This is a genomic window from uncultured Roseobacter sp., from assembly GCF_947495025.1.
Lineage (GTDB): Bacteria > Pseudomonadota > Alphaproteobacteria > Rhodobacterales > Rhodobacteraceae > Roseobacter.
The window spans coordinates 703,081-722,528 of the sequence record NZ_CANLXG010000001.1 but is presented as its reverse complement, the minus strand read 5'-3'; the positions used below and the strand labels follow the sequence as shown (position 1 = coordinate 722,528).

The following is a 19,448-nucleotide window of genomic DNA, read 5'->3' as shown; positions in this document are numbered from 1 at the left end:
ACAGGAAACCGCTATGCGCCTGAACGAGATTACCTTTACCGACGCCAGACCCGTAGAAGGCTATGGCCCCGGATTTTTCCGGATCGGCGGCGATGTCTGCACCGGTCCGGTACTGACCGGCCCGACCGGGACCATGGCCTGGGGTGGGTTTGCAGACGCCGGTACGCTGCTGGCGCTTGCCGGGCAGGTGGACGTGCTTTTCGTGGGAACAGGCGCGGATATTGCGCACCTGCCGGAAGACATGCAGCAACAGCTGGAAGAGGCCGGGCTGGGCGTCGAGGTGATGGCGTCACCTGCCGCGGCGCGCACTTATAACATCCTGCTCAGCGAAGGCCGGCGGATTGCGCTGGCCATGCTGCCGGTCTGACAATCGCCAGAAACAGACTTTTGTGCTCAGCGGCAATAGGTTAACGCTTGTGCAATGACATTAGCGATCCGTGATCTCAGCGTTGCCCGTGGCGGACTGCCCGTTCTGGTGGGCCTGTCCCTGCAGCTAAAGCCTGGCGCGGCGCTGGTGCTGCGCGGTCCGAACGGCTCTGGCAAGACGACGCTGTTGCGCACGGTTGCAGGCCTGCAGCCGGCCTTGTCCGGCGAGATCGAGGCAGACACCGACAGTATCGCCTATGCAGGGCATTCTGACGGTTTGAAATCCATGCTGACTGTCACGGAAAACCTGCAGTTCTGGGCGGCTGTTTTTGGACAGAAGGATATCTCTGCGGCCCTGAAGGGCTTCGCGCTCGAAGACCTCTCGGACCGTCTGGCAGGGACGCTCTCTGCGGGACAGAAGCGCAGGCTCGGTCTTGCGCGGCTGCTGGTGACCGGCCGGCCGGTCTGGGTGCTCGATGAACCGACGGTCTCCCTGGACGCGTCTTCAGTGGCGCTTTTTGCCGATGCGGTGCGGGCGCATATGACGCGCGGCGGCTCGGCTCTTATCGCCACGCATATTGATCTGGGGCTTGATGCGGATGTGCTCGATATTTCACCCTGGCGGGCGACAGCAGACGCCCGCGCCGGTGCCAGCGACGAGGCGTTTCTGTGAACGCGCTGCTCCGGCGGGATCTCGCACTGGCACTGCGGGCCGGCGGCGGCTTCGGGCTTGGGCTTGCGTTTTTCCTGATTGTAACGGTGCTGGTGCCCTTCGGCGTCGGCCCGCAGTCTGACCTGCTGGCACGGATCGCACCGGGTATCCTGTGGCTTGGCGCCCTGCTTGCCTGCCTTCTGTCGCTTGATCGCCTGCTGGCGCTCGACTGGGAGGACGGCACGCTCGATCTGCTGGCGACATCGCCGCTGCCACTTGAGGCCGCACTCAGCATCAAGGCACTCGCGCACTGGATTACCACCGGTCTGCCGCTTGTCATCGCTGCGCCTGTTTTCGGGGTGCTGCTGAGCCTGCCCGGGCAGGGGTATCTGTGGCTTGTGCTGTCACTGGCGCTCGGCACGCCGGCGCTGTCGGTTATCGGAACCTTTGGCGCAGCACTGACGGTCGGGATCAAACGCGGTGGCCTGCTGCTGTCCCTGCTGGTGTTGCCGCTCTACGTTCCGACGCTGATCTTTGGCGCAGAGGCTGCGCGTCGCGGGGCAGAGGGCCTTGATCCGACGACGCCCCTGCTCATGCTGGCCGGTATCACCGCCGGGGTCATCGCACTGATGCCTTTTGCTTCGGCCGCCGCTTTGCGGATAAACCTGCGGTGATCGTGACGTTTTGTCCATTGAGCGCGCGCCCCGGGGGGCATAGATAAGAGCCATGTCTGTGACTGATGAGAAACCAGCGATCAAACGCCCGTCGGGCTTCTGGAGCTATGCCAACCCGGTCAAGTTTCTGGGCTTCAGCGAGCGTATTCTGCCTGCGCTCTGGGTTTTGTCCGCGATATCGCTGGTGACCGGCCTCGTCTGGGGGTTTTTCTTCACGCCGGATGACTTCCGGCAGGGCTCCACCGTCAAGATCATCTATCTGCATGTGCCGTCCGCGCTGATGGCGATCAACGCCTGGTTTATGATGCTCGTCGCTTCGCTGATCTGGATCATCCGGCGCCATCACGTGAGCGCCCTGGCGGCAAAGGCCGCGGCACCCGTCGGGGTCGTGATGACCCTTATCGCGCTGGCGACAGGGGCAATCTGGGGGCAGCCCATGTGGGGGACCTGGTGGGCCTGGGATCCGCGTCTGACGTCCTTTCTGATCCTGTTCCTGTTCTATCTGGGCTACATTGCACTCTGGGAAGCCATCGAGGATCCCGACACTGCGGCGGATCTGACATCGGTACTTTGCCTTGTGGGTACGGTTTTTGCGGTGCTTTCGCGCTATGCGGTCAATTTCTGGAACCAGGGTCTGCACCAGGGCGCGTCGCTGAGCCTGGACAAGGAAGAAAACGTCGCGGACGTCTTCTATTTCCCGCTGCTGGTCTGCATTGCAGGTTTCGTTCTGCTGTTTTTTGCACTGGTTCTCTATCGCACCGGAACAGAAATCAGACTGCGCCGCACGCGGGCCCTGCTGGCCCGACAGAGGGCGCGATGATGCCTGATCTTGGAAAATACGCCGACGCGGTTCTGTCGGCCTATGGCGCATCGCTGGTGCTTCTTGCACTGCTCGTTGTGCTGACGCTCCGCAAAGGCCGCCGCGCACGTGCCGCACTGGAGGCGGTCGAGCGAAAGGAAAAAAAGGATGGCTAAGGTCTCGCCCCTGATGATTGCGCCGCCACTGATTTTCGCCGGTTTCGTCGCACTGGCCGGGATCGGCATGTTCACGACCGACTCGTCAGAGCTCCGCTCGGCCCTGATCGGCAAGCCCGCACCACCCATTACGGAAACGCAGCTGGGAGATTTCCAGGCAGTAACGCCTGACATGATGGCCACGGGCGAAGTCACACTGGTGAACTTCTGGGCCAGCTGGTGCCCGCCGTGCCATGCAGAGCATCCGCGTCTGCTCGAAATGGCAGCTGAGGGCATGCCGATTATCGGCGTCAATTTCCGCGATCAGGAAGAACCTGCCTCCGGATATCTGACAGAAGATGGCAACCCGTTCCGCGCAGTGGCTTTTGACCCCGACGCCCGGACCGCAATTGACTGGGGCGTGACCGCACCACCGGAGACATTCATTCTGGATGCAGAAGGTACTGTGCTGTTCCGGTTTGCAGGGCCGCTGATCGGCAGCGATTACGAACAGCGTTTTCTGCCTGCGCTGAACAAAGCACTCGGACAATAAAAAAAGCGCTCCCGCGGGAGCGCTTTTTCCTGTTGAAAGGGTCTGGCTCAGGCCTGCTTGCGGCGCCGCATCCAGGCAAATGCACCCAGTCCGCCCAGCAGAAGTGGCAGGCCGGCAGGAACCGGAACTGCGGAAACCTCAATCTGGCCAACCGCGCCGGAGCGCGAGAATACGACCTGCAGGGTGTCACCTGTGGCACCACCGAAATCAAGCAGTGTGAATTCGTTGTCGGTTGAGCTGTTGCCTGTGTCAGATTCGTTTAGGCCTGTCAGGGTAAAGCTCGATACAATGTCACCGCCGGAAAACAGGGTGGCCATGGTGCCGATTTCTGAGTCCAGCAGGAACAGTTCACCAAGGGATACGTCGTTGAGGAACGCAAACGTCAGTGTGCCGCCGCTGCCGTTGTCATCCGGTCCACCGGTCGCATTCTCCTGTACAATCAGGGCATTGCCGAAATCGCGTACATCGCCTGCATCTTCGGCATTTGTGAAGTTGGACGTCAGGTCAGGGTCGTTGCCCGTGCTGGTTGTTCCGTCTGCGGTATCGAATACGACAGCCAGAGCCTCGCCGCCGATCGCAGAGATGTCTGCAACGATACCCGGCGCCAGAACTGTATCCGAACCAAGGACCTCGCCTTCGCCGAAACCGCCAAAATCCACTGTCGCCGCGTGGCTCATACCCGCCGCGCTGATTGCAACCGCTGCAACTGCGGCCATCCCGATTGTTTTCATGTTTCGTACTCCCACTGTACCATGTCAAAAAATACCAGTTATGCTGCGGTGATTACCCTTTCTTAATGTTTAGTCCAATCACGAAATTGCCATATTCTATCTATGGTAGTGTAGTGCCGCAGGGTAAATTGATTTTGCATCCCTGGCTTGAACGGGTGCCGGAGAATTGTGCAGAATTCGTCCTGCAGAAGCGCCCGACGAAAAAAAACCGATGCCGCAGGGGCACCGGGTTTTGTCTGATTTATGAAAGGCCTGGCTCAGGCTGCGCTGGCCAGATTGCGCAGCACATAATGCAGCACGCCACCGTGTTCGATGTATTCGATCTCGATGGCGGTATCGATCCGGCACTTCAGCGCAATTTCCTTTGTGCTGCCGTCAGCCATCGTGATGGTGCAGGCCACTTCCTGAAGCGGTTCGATGGTGTCCAGACCAGCGATCGAAACCTTCTCCTCGCCCGTCAGACCCAGTGACTTGCGGGTATCCCCGCCTGTGAATTCAAACGGGATCACACCCATGCCAACCAGGTTGGAGCGGTGAATGCGCTCAAAGCTCTCTGCGATGACAGCCTTGACACCGAGCAGCGCAGTACCCTTGGCCGCCCAGTCACGGCTGGAGCCGGCGCCATACTGCTCACCCCCAAAGATAACCAGCGGAGTGCCGGCGTCCTGATAGGCCATTGCCGCGTCATAGATCGACGTCTGATCGCCATCGGGGCCTTTGGTATAACCACCCTCGACACCGTCGAGCATCTCGTTCTTGATACGGATGTTGGCGAAGGTGCCGCGCATCATTACTTCGTGATTGCCGCGACGCGAGCCATAGGAGTTGAATTCACGCTGTGGCACCTGGCGTTCGATCAGGTACCGGCCGGCGGGTGTCGTGTCTTTAAAGGAACCGGCAGGCGAGATGTGGTCAGTTGTGATCATGTCACCCAGGATCGCCAGAACGCTCGCATTCTCGATATTCGAGATCGTGCCCGGCTCTTTGCCCATTCCCTGGAAGTACGGCGGGTTCTGGACGTATGTCGAGGACACCGGCCAGTCGTAGACTTTGCTGTCTGTTGTGCTGACGCCCTGCCATTTGTCGTCGCCTTTGAAGACGTCGGCGTATTTTGTCAGGAAGGCCTCGCGCGTTACGGTCTGCTCGACCAGCTCGGCGACCTCCTGGCTTGTCGGCCAGATGTCTTTGAGGAAGACATCGTTGCCATCCTGATCCTGGCCCAGCGGCTCTGTGGTCAGGTCGATGTCCAGCGTGCCCGCCAGGGCGTAGGCGACCACCAGTGGCGGCGACGCGAGGTAATTGGCGCGTACATCCGGGCTGATCCGGCCTTCGAAGTTACGGTTACCCGACAACACCGATGTTGCCACCAGATCGCCTTCGGCAATCGCGTCAGACAGCTCTTTCTGGATCGGGCCGGAGTTGCCGATGCAGGTGGTGCAGCCATAACCGACCAGGTTGAAGCCGATGCTGTCGAGGTCCTTCTGCAGATCTGCGGCCTCAAGATAGGCGGAAACCACCTGTGAACCTGGTGCGAGCGAGGTTTTGACCCATGGCTTGCGGTTCAGGCCCAGGGCAGCCGCCTTGCGCGCCACAAGGCCCGCGCCAATCATCACATAGGGGTTCGAGGTGTTCGTGCACGACGTGATCGACGCGATCACGACCTTGCCTGATTCCATTTTGTAGTCTTCGCCTGAGACGGCAACTTCCTTGCCCATCGGACGCTTGAACGTCTCCTCCATCTCGCGCTTGAATGCGGCTTTGGCATTGTCGAGCGCCACATAGTCCTGCGGGCGTTTGGGGCCGGAAATGGCAGGCACGATGGTGCCCATATCCAGATGCAGGGTGTCTGTGTAAACCGGTGCATAGTCAGCGCCGCGCCAGAAACCGTTTTCCTTTGCGTAGGCCTCGACAAGCGCCACGCGGTCTTCATCACGGCCGGTATTGCGCAGGTAGCGCAGCGTTTCGGCATCAATCGGGAAGAAGCCACAGGTCGCGCCGTATTCCGGTGCCATATTGGCAATCGTGGCGCGGTCTGCCAGCGGCAGACGGTCGAGACCCTCGCCGTAGAACTCGACGAATTTGCCGACCACGCCCTTGGCGCGCAGCATTTCCACAACCTTGAGCACGAGGTCTGTGCCGGTTGTGCCTTCCATCATAGTGCCTGTCAGCTCGAAGCCGATGACTTCGGGGATCAGCATAGAGATCGGCTGACCTAGCATCGCGGCTTCAGCTTCGATACCGCCAACGCCCCAGCCCAGAACGGCCGCGCCATTGACCATGGTGGTGTGGCTGTCGGTACCGACCAGTGTATCGGGGTAGGCAACCTCTTTGCCGTTCTGATCTGTGTCGGTCCACACGGTCTGCGAGAGATATTCCAGGTTAACCTGGTGGCAGATGCCGGTACCGGGAGGCACGACGCGGAAGTTGTTGAACGCTTTCTGCCCCCACTTGAGGAACGTGTACCGCTCCATGTTGCGTTCGTATTCGCGGTCCACATTCATCTGGAACGCGCGGGGGTTACCGAACTCGTCGATCATCACAGAGTGGTCAATGACCAGATCAACGGGGTTCAGCGGATTGATTTTTTCGGCGTCGCCGCCAAGGCTGATGATCGCGTCGCGCATCGCGGCCAGATCAACAACCGCCGGTACGCCGGTGAAATCCTGCAGCAGGACGCGGGCAGGGCGATAGGCGATCTCGCGCGGGTTTTTGCCGCCTTTGGCACCCCATTCGGCAAAGGCCCGGATATCATCGGTCGTAACAGTCTTGCCATCCTCGAACCGGAGCATGTTCTCAAGGACAACCTTGAGCGCGGCCGGCAGATCCGAGAAATCCCCCAGTCCGGCAGCGCTGGCTGCGGGAATGGAGTAGTAGTCAACGCTCTGTGCGCCGACAGTGAGCGTTTTGCGTGTGGCTGAGCTGTCGTGACCAACGGTAATGGGCATGAAATGGGTCCTCTGGCTTGAATGAAGTCATCACTGGATTGGCTGCTGAATGCCTGATGCGCGCTGTCAGTTCAACTCAATTCAGCGCCTCTGCGTCAAAATGTATACCATTGTGTACCGAAAACTGAAAGAATTCCTTCACCACTTTCAAGAAACCTTGATTGGCGTTTCATCGCTTGTCTCAATATGTGTTGTCTGCGGGGCGGAACCGGAGCATCGGGGAATCGGATGAAACGACTATTTCAGGCATTTGTCACATATTTGGTTCTGGCAGCCCCGCTCCAGGCGGAAGACAGCCCTGTTGTTGTCGAGCTCTACACATCGCAGGGCTGCTCGTCCTGTCCGCCGGCTGACGAGATTTTCCACCAGTTGTCCGACCGGGACGACGTGATCGCTCTGGCGCTGCACGTCGACTACTGGGATTACATCGGCTGGAAAGACGAGTTCGCAGATCCGCGCAATGCCGAGCGGCAGCGGGCCTATGCCACGGTCGCCGGGCGGCGATCCGTCTACACGCCGGAAATGATCGTCAACGGTACAACGGATATTGTCGGTGCCAAGCCGATGCAGCTTTCCGAAGCAATTGCGATGCATCGCGCAACTCCTTCTCCTGTGGCGGTCACCGTGGAACGCGACGGTGATACCGTACGGATCGACGCGCGACCCCGGGACGGAAAAGTTGGGCGATCGGTCGTGCATATCCTGCGGTATGTTCCGCGGCGCGAAGCGCGTATCACGCGCGGTGAAAACGCGGGCCGCACGCTCGATTATGCAAACGTCACGCAGGACTGGAAGGTTCTGAGGGAATGGGACGGAGCGGCGCCGCTTCTTCTTGAGGCGGATGCACCCGGTGACCTGCCGGTTGTTGTGCTGGTGCAGGCCGGTGACATGGGGCCGATCCTCGGCGCGGGCCGCGTACGCTGACCGGGCGCCGGTTCAGGCGGCGCGCCACCGGCGGTGAACCCAGAACCACTGACCCGGATCCGCGCGGACATGTGCTGCGAGGCTGTCGTTGAGTTGCTGGGTCATCTGTTCAGGCGTCGAATGATCCACCGGTGCTTCGAGTACAGTTCTGAAACTAAGTCCGTCTTTCTGTCTTATGCCATAAAACGGAATAAGTCTGGCGTTGTACCTGAGACTGAGCTCCGCCGCTGAAAGCGCAGTTTTTGCCGGTTGTCCGAGGAAGTCGAGGGCCGGGGCGTCGTAAACATGCTGGTCAAAAAGCAGAACCAGCTGCCCGCCTTCTTTGAGGTGACGCACAAAGCCAGCCGTGCCCCGCCGGCCCTTGGGGAACACCGGGCCGCCAAAAGCCTCCATCGTCCTCACATAATGCGCGTTGAAATATGGGTTGGCCATGTTCCGGTAAAGGCCACCGATGTTATATCCGCGGGCGACGAGAGCAGCGCGCACGGCCTCGTAATTTCCATAGTGGCCTGTCACCAGAACAACGGGCTGGTTGTCCGCTCGTGCACTGGCCAGGGCATCGACACCGGGGCCTTCGAGCGTGTTGCCTGCAAGCCGTTCGGGAAAATCCCGGCTGGAATAATTTTCGATGAATGTGCGGCCTGCGTTGTTGAGGCAGCGCGCCGCGATTTCCCGGCGCTCGGCCTCAGGTTTGTCCGGCATAATCAGGGCAAGATTGCTCAGCGCGCGGGCCCGGTATCCCGCCACCGGGCCGATTACGTACTGCACGACCCAGCCCACAAAGCGCACACGGGCTGCGTAGGGCAGGATCAGCGCAAGTTGGATGAGACCAACAATCGCCAGATTGCTCAGGTAGTGTCCTGCCCGTCGGCTGAAAGGTGTCTCCTGCGTGGACATTGTGGTGTCCTGGCCCTCGTCTGACTTTGGGAGCGGTGTGGCAGCTGCCCCTCCGCGCATTTCAGACATAGGCCGGACAGAAGGTGATCACAAGGCGCGTGTCCGGCCAGCGGGCAGGGGCTGCACGCTGAACCGGTGTTGGTGCTGCTGCGTCATGCCGCTCAGATGACCGGAGCGCTCACCTTCCGGTCAGTCACCGTCCTCATCATCAACAATCAGCAGCAGTTCGCCGGATGCTTCCATCTCGCGAATGGACTGAACAATAACGGCCGTGGCCTCTTCCATATCGGATGCCTTGACCTTTTCGCGCTCCGCGACGGATTCGCGAAGCTGGTCGGCCATCCTGCCTGACATATTTTCCAGGATGAAATCGGCGGATTTCTGAAAACCGGCCGCTTCAGCGCCGGCAAGCGCGGTGATCAGCACATCCTGGTCAATGCCGCGTACAACACGCGGGATATCGCGTGCTGCGATACGCTGTGGAATATTGCCAAAGGTAAAGATGGCCCGGCGCACCTGTTCTGCGAAACCGGCATCCGTTTCGTCCAGCCCCTCCAGCACATCATCGCGCGTCGTGGAGGTCGTTGAGTTCAGGATGGCGCCCACACGTTCCACAGGTCCGCTGTCGAATGCCTTTATGGGTTCAGCATCGAGCTGCGTGGCCAGCGAAAGGCCTATCCGGTCCACGGCGTCCGGGGTAACTGCGCTGGTCAGTGACACAGCATAGGTAATGCGGCGTGCTTCGGGGCCGGGAAGTTTGCCCAGCAGTTCAGCCGCGCGCTTCACGTCGATCTTTGAGAGCATAACCGCCGCCACTTCGGTGCTTTCGTTCTGGAGAACAGGCAATAGTTTTTCGGGCCCGAGCTGGCGCAGTCTTTCCCAGGGGTCGCCGTATTCACGCACACCCGCCTCTTTGCGCAGTCGCGCCGCGGTCTGTTTGGAAATTTTCCCGTCTAGCGCATTGAGTGCACCGGCGATGCCACCGGAAAAGGACAGCCCGACACTTTCCAGCTCTTCGGAGAATTCTGAGACGACACTTGCAAGTGTGTCACGGTCAACCAGCCTCATGGAGCCCATCTGCTGCGTCAGCTCGGCCTGCAGGTCCTCGGGAAGTTCTTCGAGGGGGATATCCGCACCCTCGTTGATCAGCAGCCTGACAACAATCGCTGCTTTTGCTTTCCGGCTCATTCTCGCCGGGGATGATGTGGCCGCTCCGCCCGGAAGGGCCGGGAACTGTGCCATGGGAACCATTTCAGTCATCTTTGCCCGCCTCTGTCTGTCTCAGAAGACTATGGCGGGCAAAGGTAAATATATGACTGAGATCAGTAGTTGTAGGTCCGGCCGGTTGCGATTGCCTTGCGCAGGGATGTTTCGGCCCAGCTGCCGGTACCACCATGGGCGCGGATCAGCTTCAGCTGCGCGACCGCTTCGGGAATCCGGCCTTCTTCGACAAATCCCTGTCCCATATAGGACCGCGCAAGGATGTTCGCCGGATCAGCCTCGATGGCCTCTTCATAAAACATATTGGCCACATCAAGGTTGCCCAGCTTACGGTTTGTGAAGCCCATATATGTCAGGCGGCCAGGGTCAGCGGGGTCCATCGTGTCAAGAATGCCCTGGGCATCGAGGTAGCGCCCCGCATAGGCAAGCTGCCGCACTGTCTGGTACCGCTCGTCGCGCTCAAGGCTGCTTTCCTGAGGGTCGACACATTTCTTTTTGTCTTTATCGTAGACCTTGGATCCGGTGCAGAAAACGGTTGGCGTTTTCGGTTCGCTGTCACCACCTGCGGCGAAAACAACTGTGGGCAGGGTCAGGGCTGCTGCCAGCAAAATTCTCATATCAAATCACTCCTCGTTAACATGTAGGTAAGACTTTAGGCCGCCATTTCCACGAGTAAAGGCGCACCGCAGCGGCGCGCCTTCACAATTTCGCGTGGCAGCCTGTTCAGCTGTTGATGTTCGTGGCCACACAGGTGCCGGACGCAGCATCGTACACCGTACCTTCGGCACAGGACACGGCCTGCTTGCCATAGCTGCAACCAGCCGCAAAAGCGACTGCCGGTGCAAGGACAAGGGCCACAGCGGCGGCCAGGGTTCTGATCGTCATTGCGGTACTCCTCTCAACATGAATACTCTCGAAGGTAGCAGTCATGCTGCACCGGTCAACAAAAATTGGGTTAACGGCGGCGTTGCGCGGGGCGACTGCTCAGTCTTTGAACACTCTGGCAAAGATCGTATCGACATGTTTGGTATGATACCCGAGGTCGAACTTTTCCTCGATTTCGGCCGGGCTGAGCGCTGCGGTAACATCCGCATCCGCGAGCAGCTCCTCTTTGAAATCCGTGCGGTGTTCCCAGACTTTCAGCGCGTTGCGCTGGACATAGGTATAGGCATCCTCCCGGCTCACGCCTGCCTGTGTCAGAGCAAGAAGCACGCGCTGGCTCATCACAAGGCCCGGGAATTTGTTCATGTTGTCCAGCATATTTTCCGGGAAGATCAGCATCTTGTCGACGACCGAGGTCAGTCGCGCCAGCGCAAAGTCCAGCGTGATCGTGGCATCCGGTCCGATCATTCGCTCGACTGAGGAATGCGAGATGTCGCGCTCGTGCCAGAGGGCGACATTCTCCATCGCGGGGATCACGGCAGAGCGCACCATGCGGGCGAGGCCGGTCAGGTTTTCGGTCAGAACCGGGTTTTTCTTGTGCGGCATGGCCGAGGAGCCCTTCTGGCCCATCGAGAAGAACTCCGCGCCCTCCAGCACTTCGGTGCGCTGCATGTGGCGGATTTCCGTGGCGACGTTCTCGATGCTGCTGGCGACAACGCCCAGAACCGCGAAAAAGGCGGCATGGCGATCCCGCGGAATCACCTGGGTACTGATCGGCTCGGGCGCGAGGCCCAGTTTTTCGCAGACATGTTCCTCGACCGCCGGGTCGATGTTGGCAAAAGTGCCGACGGCACCAGAGATGGCACCGGTGGCAATCTCATCGCGCGCGGTCTGCAGACGCACCAGATTGCGGTCCATTTCTGCGTAAAAACGGGCAAAGGTCAGGCCCATGGTGGTGGGTTCGGCGTGAATGCCGTGGCTGCGCCCGATGCGGACTGTGTCCTTGTGCTCGATCGCGCGGCGTTTCAGGGCGGCGAGCAGAGCTTTCATATCATCAATCAGAATGTCAGCGGCACGGGTCAGCTGTACGTTGAAACAGGTATCAAGCACATCCGATGATGTCATGCCCTGGTGCACGAACCGCGCCTCGTCGCTGCCCACATGTTCGGCCAGATGCGTCAGAAAGGCGATCACGTCGTGTTTGGTGACGGCCTCGATCTCATCAATGCGCGCGACGTCAAATTCCACGTCCTTTGCCTTCCAGACAGCGTCCGCGTTTTCCCGCGGGATCACGCCCAGATCGGCCATTGCGTCACAGGCGTGTGCCTCGATCTCGTACCAGATCCGGAACTTTGTCTGAGGGCTCCAGATGGCGACCATATCGGGGCGGGAATAGCGGGGGATCATGGGCAGCGTCCTTCATTTGCGATTGCGTCCGGGCTGAGGCGGCTCATAAACTGGCCGGGCAGGCATCACAAGACAGGAGCTTAGAAATGCGGGCGATCGGAGCGACACTGCTGTGCTTTGCCGCAGGCAGTGCTGCACTGGCAGACGACTGGGTGCCCCTGACCGGCAGCCAGATCAGTGAGGCCCTGACGGACCGCAGGCTGCAGTACGCCAGCGCCTGGCAGGAATTCCGGTCTTCGGGCCGGACGCTTTACCATGCGGGCGCAGACAGCTGGGGATACTGGCGCGTGAAGGGCGACCAGTACTGCAGTCAGTGGCCGCCCTCCGATCTCTGGGCCTGTTACACCATGGACCGCAGCGGTGACCGGCTGCGGTTTGTGGGGCAGGGTGACGATATCACAGAGGCAGTCTATGCCGACTGAACCACGCGTTCTTGCGGATTTCCTGGGGACGTGGTCGCTGAAAAAAACGATCCGCGAGGCAAACGGCCGGACAGCCGCGTTTGAAGGCACCGCCGTCTGGACGGCGGAAAATGACGGAGCACTTTACACAGAGCGTGGCACGCTCACCCTGGCCGGAGGCGCAGCTCCTCTGAGCGCAGAACGGCGGTACCGCTGGACGCAGGCGCTGGACGTTTTTTTCGACGACGGGCGATTTTTTCACCGTGTTCCGGACCAGGGCGGGCAAGCCGCGCACTGGTGTGATCCAGACCAGTACGACGTGACCTGGGGTTTTGAAAGCTGGCCCTGTTTCAGTGCGAAATGGGTCGTTCGCGGGCCGCGCAAGGATTATGAAATGATGTGTCGCTATGCGCCGGCCTGACAGATGAGCCCTTGCACTGGTGCTGCGGGTGCGGCATTCAGGGTCAGGAATTCGCAACAGGGGACAGATTTCCATGCAAACCACAGCATCTCATTCCGTTCTGGCAGAGATTTTCGGGCCGCGCGCCGGTGCTGCGCGCCTTGTGAAACAGGCCGTGCTGGTCATGCTCGGGATCGCGCTTCTGGCGGTTGCCGCCAAGATCAAAGTGCCGATGTGGCCGTCGCCTGTACCGATCACCATGGGGACATTTGCTGTCCTGACCATCGGTGCGGCCTACGGCGCGCGCCTCGGCCTCGCGACCATTGTCGGCTATCTGCTGATCGGCGCACTGGGATATGATGTCTTTGCCGGATCGTCGGCTGAGGCGGCTGGACTGACCTATATGATGGGCGGTACAGGCGGCTATCTGCTGGGCTATGTCCTGGCGACCGTCACACTGGGCGTGCTTGCCGCACGCGGCTGGGACCGCTCGGTTATGCTGATGGCGGCTGCGATGCTGATCGGGAATGCTATGATCTATGTGCCCGGCCTGCTCTGGCTGGGTCAGCTGTACGGCTGGGACAAACCGATCCTGGCATGGGGCCTGACACCTTTCCTCATCGGTGATGCCCTCAAGCTGGTGCTGGCAGCAATGATCCTGCCCGCGGTATGGAAGCTGGTCGGCGACGCGCGCCGCTGAACGCGCTCACAACCTGGTAAACGGCGAGGCGCGCCCCTGACGGGACGCGCCTCATTCTTTTTACGGGCGGCGGCTCGCAGGTGGGCCACAGATACCGGTATCAGTCTGCCATTTCGGTAATTACGGTGGAGCTGCGTTCGAGAGTCCGGTGCACGGGGCATTTATCGGCGATCTCGAGCAGGCGTGCTTTTTGCGAGGCGTCCAGCGGGCCGGTCACGGTGATGCGGCGGTGCCAGGTATCGATTTTGTCACCGACAGAGGTGCGCGCATCCTGGGCGTGAACCTTGTCGTGGGTAACATCGACCGAGACCCGCTCGAGCGGCCAGCCCTTCTGGCGCGCATACATGCGCAGGGTCATTGTCGTACAGGCCCCGAGCCCCGCAGAGAGCAGTCCGTAGGGGGACAGTCCCTTGTTGGTGCCGCCGTATGCCAGTGGCTCGTCTGCCACCAGATGGTGCCCGTCACCGGAGGTGATGTCCGCCAGAAATCCTTCTGCATCTGCCTCAGTTACCCGCAGCACGCCTTCCGGTGCGCCGGGGGGAGGTGCCGGGCGGCGCAGATCAAGGTAACGCCCTGCCCAGGTTGCAATCAGGTCTGCCGCATACTCCGCGTCTTCGGCACGGCTGACCAGGTGATCGGCGCTGTCGAGGGTCACAAAGCTCTTGGGGTGTTTTGCGCCGAGGAAGATCTGGCTGGCATTGTCGATGCTGACGATACTGTCACGGGGCGCATGCAGGACCAGCAGCGCGGCGTTGAGGTCAGGCAGCACGTCTGTCAGCGCACTGCTGGCCACGTCTTCAAGGAACCCGCGGCCAATGCGGAAGGGGCGGCCGCCAAGCGAGACCTCGGCGGAGCCCTCTGCCTCGATTTTCGGAACGGCATCGGCGAAGTTATGCGTCACGTGGCCCGGGTCGAAAGGCGCGCCGATTGTGGTCACGGCGCGGATATTATCCAGCGCCGCGGCGGCCTTGAGCACGGCCGCACCACCCAGCGAGTGCCCGATGATCAGCGACGGCGCCATGCCACGCTCCATCAGCCAGGCGTTGGCGGCCACAAGATCCTCGACATTCGACGAAAACGACGTGTTGGCGAATTCACCCCCGGAATGTCCAAGGCCGGTGAAGTCAAACCGCAGAACAGCGATCCCGATGGCCGCCAGACGTGCAGAGATCCGTCGCGCAGCCGGAATGTCTTTGCCGCAGGTGAAGCAATGCGCAAACAGCGCTGTCGCCACATGGGGGCCATCCGGCAGGTCAAGCCGTGCGGCGAGGGCCGAGCCATCGTGGCCGGGAAAAGAAATACGTTCGGTTGGCATGAGGCAGCTCCTGTCTGGATCATCAGAGTGGGCTGTGCGCCCGCGTCTGGCAAGACTTGTGACATCATTCTCACGCGCTCGTGCTGAATTCGCTGACAGAGGGTTCAGCAAGCACAGCGTTACAGCAAAGCCTCGCGCGGGATCACACCGTTGTGTGGGGACTTGTGTCGCGGCGGTAACTGAACAGAATACAGGCAGAGAAGGTCGCACCATGTCCATCCGTGGCGCGCAGAAGGGCAGGAGACCAGAGCATGAGGATCAACGGCAAGGCGTACCGTCGCGTATGGGCGGCTGCACTGATGGCGGCGATGCTTGTCACGACAGGCGAGAGGACTGTACGCGCCGAGGGATTTTCCTCGCCTGACGTGCTGATCCTGGGCGACAGCCAGATCTCGTTTGGCGCGGGTCACGCCTTTCTGGAATTCTTTTCGGATATCATGGCCAGCTGTGCGCCGGACCGGCGTGAAAAGAAAGCCCTCAGCAAACTGGGTGCGATGCAGGTGGGCGTGATCGGGGTGCGGTCAACTTCTATCCATTCCTGGGTGGCGCGTGGCGGGGCTGCCAAGGATGCGATCTGTGAGGTCGATAAAAAGTGGAAGGTGAATGCCGGAAGTTATGGCGTTCTGAACACGACGAAAAATCAGTTTGTGCAGATGGGACAGGGGCGCAACTATCAGGTCTGCGAGCCGGGACAGTCCGCCTTTGAGGCCATGTTCGCGCCGGGCTATTACGACCCCAGCCTGCTGATCCTGACGTTTCTGGGTAACTCGGCCAAACGCTGGGCGGAAAACCCTGATCTCGCCGTGCGGGACGTCCGTGCGCTGGAACAGCATCTGCCTGCGGATCTGCCATGTGTTTTTATGACGACGGCCCCGGCACATACCAAAAAAGTCGAGAAACAACGGCTTGCGGCACAGGAAAACATAAAGCGTGCCTTTGCCGAGACAGGCAGCCGCTGCACTTTTGTCGAAGGCTCAACACCGGCTACGATCAAAGCCAACCAGAGCACCAGAGCCTTTTTCCGCCAGCACAAGGACGGGCGTGTCAAAGACCCTTACCACCCCAACAAGCGCGGCGCGCGCAACACGCTGAAGCTGGAGATGGACAACATCTGCGAGGCGATCTTCACAGCGCTCGGACCGGACCGGCCACCTTCCTGAGACTGTGCTATGTGCGCGTCGCTGTGCTGCGCCACATGATGAACAGGCCGGACAGAACGATAAGTGCAGATCCGGTGATCATGCCCGCAGACAGGCTTTCCCCGAAGAAAACCACCCCCAGCGCGATGCCAAAGAGCAGCCGCGTATAGCGGAAAGGTGTGACAGCCGAGACGTCGCCCGTGCGCATGGCTTTCATCAGCGCAGTGTAGGCCAGAACACCACAAAGAACGGCGCATCCCAGAAAGACTGCGGCCTCCGCCTCCGGTACCTCAAAACTTCTGCCCTCCCAGAAGGCAAAGGCACAACCGGCTATGACGATTGCAATAAACCCGTAAACACCGAGGATATCTGTGCTGAGCCGTGCAGGTGCTGCCCTGCTTGCCAGGTCGCGGCCGGCAAATCCGAGCATGCCGAGGACCGCAAGAACGGAGAGCGGCGAAAAGCTGTCGGCACCCGGCTGGATGATCACCAGAACACCAGTGAGCCCGAGAATGATGGCGACCCAGCGACGCCAGCCAACTGTTTCACCAAAGAACATCGCAGCGCCTGCGACAACCACAATCGGCGTGGCCTGCAGGATCACCGTGGCCGACGACAACGGTGTCAGCGCGATGGCCAGAACATAAAACAGCCGTCCGGTTATTTCGAACACCATGCGGATTCGCATGGGCTTTGAAACAACGTCCGGCGTCCACAACGCTGCACCACGCAGCCGGGCGAGAGCGGCAAATAGCAGCGCACCACCCAGTCCGAACAGCACGAGGATTTCCCAGACGGGCAGCGTTCTGGCGGCGCCCTTGAGAAGCGCGTCTTCTGCGGCGAAAGCAGCCATCGCAGTGATCATCCACAGGCTGCCGGTCAGATTTGCATGGGCGTTACTGGTCTGGGACAATGGCGCTTTCACGATTAGACCGGCAGGCGGTCGGCATTTCAGCTCTGGCATACAGCGCGTGGCCCTTGCGAACCACATCAATCTGGTGTGGTGCGGGTCTGATGGGCGAGGGACGCACCAGAAAGACCCGCCCGGAACAAAGCCCCTTCGCGTAAGCCTTTCGGTCAGAAGGCAGGTCGCAGACGATTATTCATCACGCAACAGCAAAAGAGCCGCGCAACCATCGTCGCGCGGTCCGTTTTATCTGGTGAAGCGGTGACTTACCGGGAGCGGCGGCGCATCACACCAAAGCCCGCCAGTCCGGACAAAAGAAGCAGCATGCCGGCAGGCAGAGGAATTGTTGAGATCTCAACACGCAGCGAGCCGCTGTTGTCGCGATAGGCGCTGTCGGCAAAGAACACGTTGATGGTGCTGCCGGTCCCTTCGATCAGGGCGGAATAGACGTTGTCCGGGCTGTACGCGCCGAAATCAATATCCATGCCATTGACACCTACGCCGATTTCCCGGGACCGCACGCGGTCGAGCGGGACCAGCGGGTCAGATCCGAGATTGAAGAATTCTGCATCTGCCACGTGGCGTGTCGGGTTGCTGCCGATGGAGAAAGTGCCGGACACGGTCAGACGATAGGTCTTGCCAAGCTCAAGAACGATATTGGAGTCAGTGCCTGTGCTGGTCGTCACATCGAGATTGAACGCATCGACTGTGCTCGCAGAGGCTGAAGTGGAAATAAATACTGCCGCAGCAGCGATAATGAGCGATCTGAACAAGAGGGCATCCTTTTCTTTAACCGTACACGATGTTCGTTGATCCGGATTTAACGGAGCGCGGAATTAACCATGTTCGTCTAGCGGTCCGGCGTGTCCGGAATGTGGCAGCGCTGCGGAAAGGTTGTGACGCGGGGCGGTGCCGGATGGGGCCCCGGGGCTGCCGGACGGGCAGATACCCAAAGGTGAAGAGAGCGTGCGCACCGACCCCGGAACGGGTTTCGGTGATCCGTGCGGCTGCGCCATAAAAACAAGGGAAATGGGCTGTCGGTATGACGTCGGTTTCACGTCGGTGCGCGGCGTGCGGTGGGGCAGGGGGTTGGTAAGGGTTTTTGTTTGGTTTGGAGGGATTAGCGTTCGGTAAGCGCAGGAAGCGGACTTTGCAAAGTTTTAAGAATGGCCCCTAACGGACGGTGGACGAGCCGCGCGCAAACGTCAGCTTATGGAATACCAAAAGTGTTTCTTTATGTTGGGAAGGCCGGGAAACCGGTGGTTGCGTGACAATGAATAAACCACTTAAGTTAGCCAAGCCCATGCCAGATTTGTCAAAAGATCGACTTCCCGCTGATTATGTTCTTCGCCTTACCAAAAGAGCTTTGGAACCAAACAATATCATCGCGAGGCAGTGTTTTCTGTGCGGTGCCCAACCTACAAGCGGCAAGGGCGAGCACGTTATTCCAAAGTGGCTTCAAAAGCGGTTCAATCTTTGGGACAGCAAGCTAGGACTGCTAAATGGCAGTTTGTTGCCCTATAGAAATTTGCGTGTCCCGGCTTGCGCGACGTGCAATGGCGAAGTTCTTGGCAAAACCGAAAACTATGTTAGCAAACTCTCCGCGGAAAGTATCCTGGAATGGTCCACTGATAATAGCTATGAAGTTGGACGTTGGATGGCCAAAATTCTAGTAGGAATTTTGTACAAAGAGGCAAGCCTGTTGAATGACCAACGCCAGCCTGCATTGGGAGCGATTTTCCCCCCTGATGCTATGGGTGAGATGATTATGCTCCACCTACTTTTGCAATCTTGGCGAAAGCTGGTACATTTTAGCGCGATCCATACACAACATCCATTCACACTATACGTTTATTCGTTGTCCGAAGACATACAATACGGGTCGTTCAACCTTTCAACCAACATCTTCGGAAAATCGATTTGCATGCGCTTTGGCGATCTTGGGTTTGCTTTCGTTGGCGATGGAGGGTTGCAACATGAAATGGCAGATCTTGGTCCATACAACCTAGCGCGTCAGCAACTTCATCCCATTCAGTTTGATGAGTTAGCAGCCCGCATTCACTATAAATCCTCGCTTCGCGATGCCACGCACAGATACATTAACGCTGAAGATGCGGACACATTTAGGTTCCAGCAAATGGCGGTTATTCCATACACAAAAACCAAGCTACCAGACGGATCCGATCAGGTCTTTAAACCGTGGTCCCTAAAGCAACTCGCCGGGGTATTCGAAATTTATGAAGTACCTGGATTTGAATATTTGATCGACGAGGCAGGAGAAGCAGCGTTTACACGTTTAGTAAATGAGAATGGGCAGAAAATTTCAATCAAAGCCTGAATGACACTACAAGCGACCAGCAGACACCCGGTGGCAATGTCC

Annotated in this window: 22 protein-coding genes; 12 read left to right on the top strand and 10 right to left on the bottom strand. The window is 59.4% G+C overall.

Annotation, left to right across the window (positions count from 1 at the left end):
• The first annotated feature begins 13 nt into the window (after positions 1-13).
• From Q0792_RS03575 to Q0792_RS03550, 6 genes are read left to right on the top strand one after another with little or no spacing between them, the layout of a single operon-like run.
• A complete protein-coding gene (locus tag Q0792_RS03575) occupies positions 14-367 on the top strand; it encodes an Mth938-like domain-containing protein (RefSeq protein ID WP_298836497.1) in 354 nt (117 codons plus the stop codon).
• Positions 368-421: 54 nt separating this feature from the next.
• Entirely contained in the window at positions 422-1,039 is a 618-nt protein-coding gene (gene ccmA, locus Q0792_RS03570; RefSeq protein WP_298836496.1) for a heme ABC exporter ATP-binding protein CcmA, read from the top strand.
• Positions 1,036-1,692, top strand: coding sequence for a heme exporter protein CcmB (gene ccmB, locus Q0792_RS03565; RefSeq protein WP_298836494.1), 657 nt, complete (start codon positions 1,036-1,038; stop codon positions 1,690-1,692). The genes ccmA and ccmB overlap by 4 nt, the downstream gene beginning before the upstream one ends.
• A gap of 52 nt (positions 1,693-1,744) precedes the next feature.
• Positions 1,745-2,512: a heme ABC transporter permease gene (locus tag Q0792_RS03560; RefSeq protein ID WP_298836492.1), complete on the top strand. Its 768-nt coding sequence runs from the start codon at positions 1,745-1,747 to the stop codon at positions 2,510-2,512.
• Positions 2,509-2,667 (top strand): heme exporter protein CcmD, encoded by a 159-nt coding sequence (gene ccmD / locus Q0792_RS03555; protein WP_298836491.1) that lies wholly within the window; start codon positions 2,509-2,511, stop codon positions 2,665-2,667. Before Q0792_RS03560 ends, ccmD begins: the two co-directional genes overlap by 4 nt.
• The gene (locus Q0792_RS03550; RefSeq protein ID WP_298836489.1) at positions 2,660-3,199 is read left to right on the top strand and encodes a DsbE family thiol:disulfide interchange protein; all 540 of its coding nucleotides are present in this window, start codon (positions 2,660-2,662) and stop codon (positions 3,197-3,199) included. Before ccmD ends, Q0792_RS03550 begins: the two co-directional genes overlap by 8 nt.
• Positions 3,200-3,246: 47 nt before the next feature.
• Here the strand turns inward: Q0792_RS03550 and Q0792_RS03545 are convergent, their stop codons facing one another.
• On the bottom strand, positions 3,247-3,930 hold the full coding sequence (locus Q0792_RS03545) for a VPLPA-CTERM sorting domain-containing protein (protein ID WP_298836487.1): 684 nt from the start codon (positions 3,928-3,930) through the stop codon (positions 3,247-3,249).
• Between the two features lie 257 nt (positions 3,931-4,187).
• A complete protein-coding gene (gene acnA / locus Q0792_RS03540) occupies positions 4,188-6,875 on the bottom strand; it encodes an aconitate hydratase AcnA (protein WP_298836485.1) in 2,688 nt (895 codons plus the stop codon).
• 228 nt (positions 6,876-7,103) lie between these two features.
• Between acnA and Q0792_RS03535 the strand changes: the two genes are divergently transcribed.
• Positions 7,104-7,799 carry a thioredoxin family protein gene (locus tag Q0792_RS03535; protein ID WP_298836482.1) on the top strand — a complete coding sequence of 232 codons (696 nt, stop codon included), beginning with the start codon at positions 7,104-7,106 and terminating at the stop codon, positions 7,797-7,799.
• Between the two features lie 12 nt (positions 7,800-7,811).
• Here the strand turns inward: Q0792_RS03535 and Q0792_RS03530 are convergent, their stop codons facing one another.
• From Q0792_RS03530 to purB, 5 genes are all read right to left on the bottom strand, one after another.
• Positions 7,812-8,696 (bottom strand): lauroyl acyltransferase, encoded by an 885-nt coding sequence (locus Q0792_RS03530; RefSeq protein WP_298836480.1) that lies wholly within the window; start codon positions 8,694-8,696, stop codon positions 7,812-7,814.
• 189 nt (positions 8,697-8,885) lie between these two features.
• Entirely contained in the window at positions 8,886-9,947 is a 1,062-nt protein-coding gene (locus tag Q0792_RS03525) for a FliG C-terminal domain-containing protein (RefSeq protein WP_298838592.1), read from the bottom strand.
• Positions 9,948-10,018: 71 nt separating this feature from the next.
• Entirely contained in the window at positions 10,019-10,534 is a 516-nt protein-coding gene (locus Q0792_RS03520; protein ID WP_298836478.1) for a hypothetical protein, read from the bottom strand.
• Positions 10,535-10,640: 106 nt separating this feature from the next.
• Positions 10,641-10,802, bottom strand: coding sequence for an adenylosuccinate lyase (locus tag Q0792_RS03515; RefSeq protein WP_298836476.1), 162 nt, complete (start codon positions 10,800-10,802; stop codon positions 10,641-10,643).
• A gap of 99 nt (positions 10,803-10,901) precedes the next feature.
• Positions 10,902-12,206, bottom strand: coding sequence for an adenylosuccinate lyase (gene purB / locus Q0792_RS03510; RefSeq protein ID WP_298836474.1), 1,305 nt, complete (start codon positions 12,204-12,206; stop codon positions 10,902-10,904).
• Between the two features lie 86 nt (positions 12,207-12,292).
• On the opposite strand from purB, the gene Q0792_RS03505 reads away from it, so the two are divergent.
• From Q0792_RS03505 to Q0792_RS03495, 3 genes are all read left to right on the top strand, one after another.
• Positions 12,293-12,628 (top strand): hypothetical protein, encoded by a 336-nt coding sequence (locus Q0792_RS03505; protein WP_298836472.1) that lies wholly within the window; start codon positions 12,293-12,295, stop codon positions 12,626-12,628.
• On the top strand, positions 12,618-13,028 hold the full coding sequence (locus Q0792_RS03500; protein ID WP_298836470.1) for a DUF6314 family protein: 411 nt from the start codon (positions 12,618-12,620) through the stop codon (positions 13,026-13,028). Before Q0792_RS03505 ends, Q0792_RS03500 begins: the two co-directional genes overlap by 11 nt.
• Before the next feature lie 73 nt (positions 13,029-13,101).
• Positions 13,102-13,707 carry a biotin transporter BioY gene (locus Q0792_RS03495; protein ID WP_298836468.1) on the top strand — a complete coding sequence of 202 codons (606 nt, stop codon included), beginning with the start codon at positions 13,102-13,104 and terminating at the stop codon, positions 13,705-13,707.
• A gap of 100 nt (positions 13,708-13,807) precedes the next feature.
• On the opposite strand, the gene Q0792_RS03490 is transcribed toward Q0792_RS03495, so the two are convergent.
• Positions 13,808-15,022, bottom strand: coding sequence for a bifunctional alpha/beta hydrolase/OsmC family protein (locus Q0792_RS03490; protein ID WP_298836466.1), 1,215 nt, complete (start codon positions 15,020-15,022; stop codon positions 13,808-13,810).
• Positions 15,023-15,273: 251 nt separating this feature from the next.
• Here Q0792_RS03490 and Q0792_RS03485 point away from each other — a divergent pair, with 251 nt between their 5' ends.
• Positions 15,274-16,182: an SGNH/GDSL hydrolase family protein gene (locus Q0792_RS03485; RefSeq protein WP_298836464.1), complete on the top strand. Its 909-nt coding sequence runs from the start codon at positions 15,274-15,276 to the stop codon at positions 16,180-16,182.
• 7 nt (positions 16,183-16,189) lie between these two features.
• On the opposite strand, the gene Q0792_RS03480 is transcribed toward Q0792_RS03485, so the two are convergent.
• Positions 16,190-17,074, bottom strand: a complete 885-nt coding sequence (locus Q0792_RS03480; RefSeq protein WP_298836462.1) for a DMT family transporter — start codon at positions 17,072-17,074, stop codon at positions 16,190-16,192.
• Between the two features lie 260 nt (positions 17,075-17,334).
• Entirely contained in the window at positions 17,335-17,841 is a 507-nt protein-coding gene (locus tag Q0792_RS03475; protein ID WP_298836460.1) for a VPLPA-CTERM sorting domain-containing protein, read from the bottom strand.
• Positions 17,842-18,341: 500 nt separating this feature from the next.
• Here Q0792_RS03475 and Q0792_RS03470 point away from each other — a divergent pair, with 500 nt between their 5' ends.
• The gene (locus Q0792_RS03470; RefSeq protein WP_298836458.1) at positions 18,342-19,406 is read left to right on the top strand and encodes a hypothetical protein; all 1,065 of its coding nucleotides are present in this window, start codon (positions 18,342-18,344) and stop codon (positions 19,404-19,406) included.
• Positions 19,407-19,448: the final 42 nt, after the last annotated feature.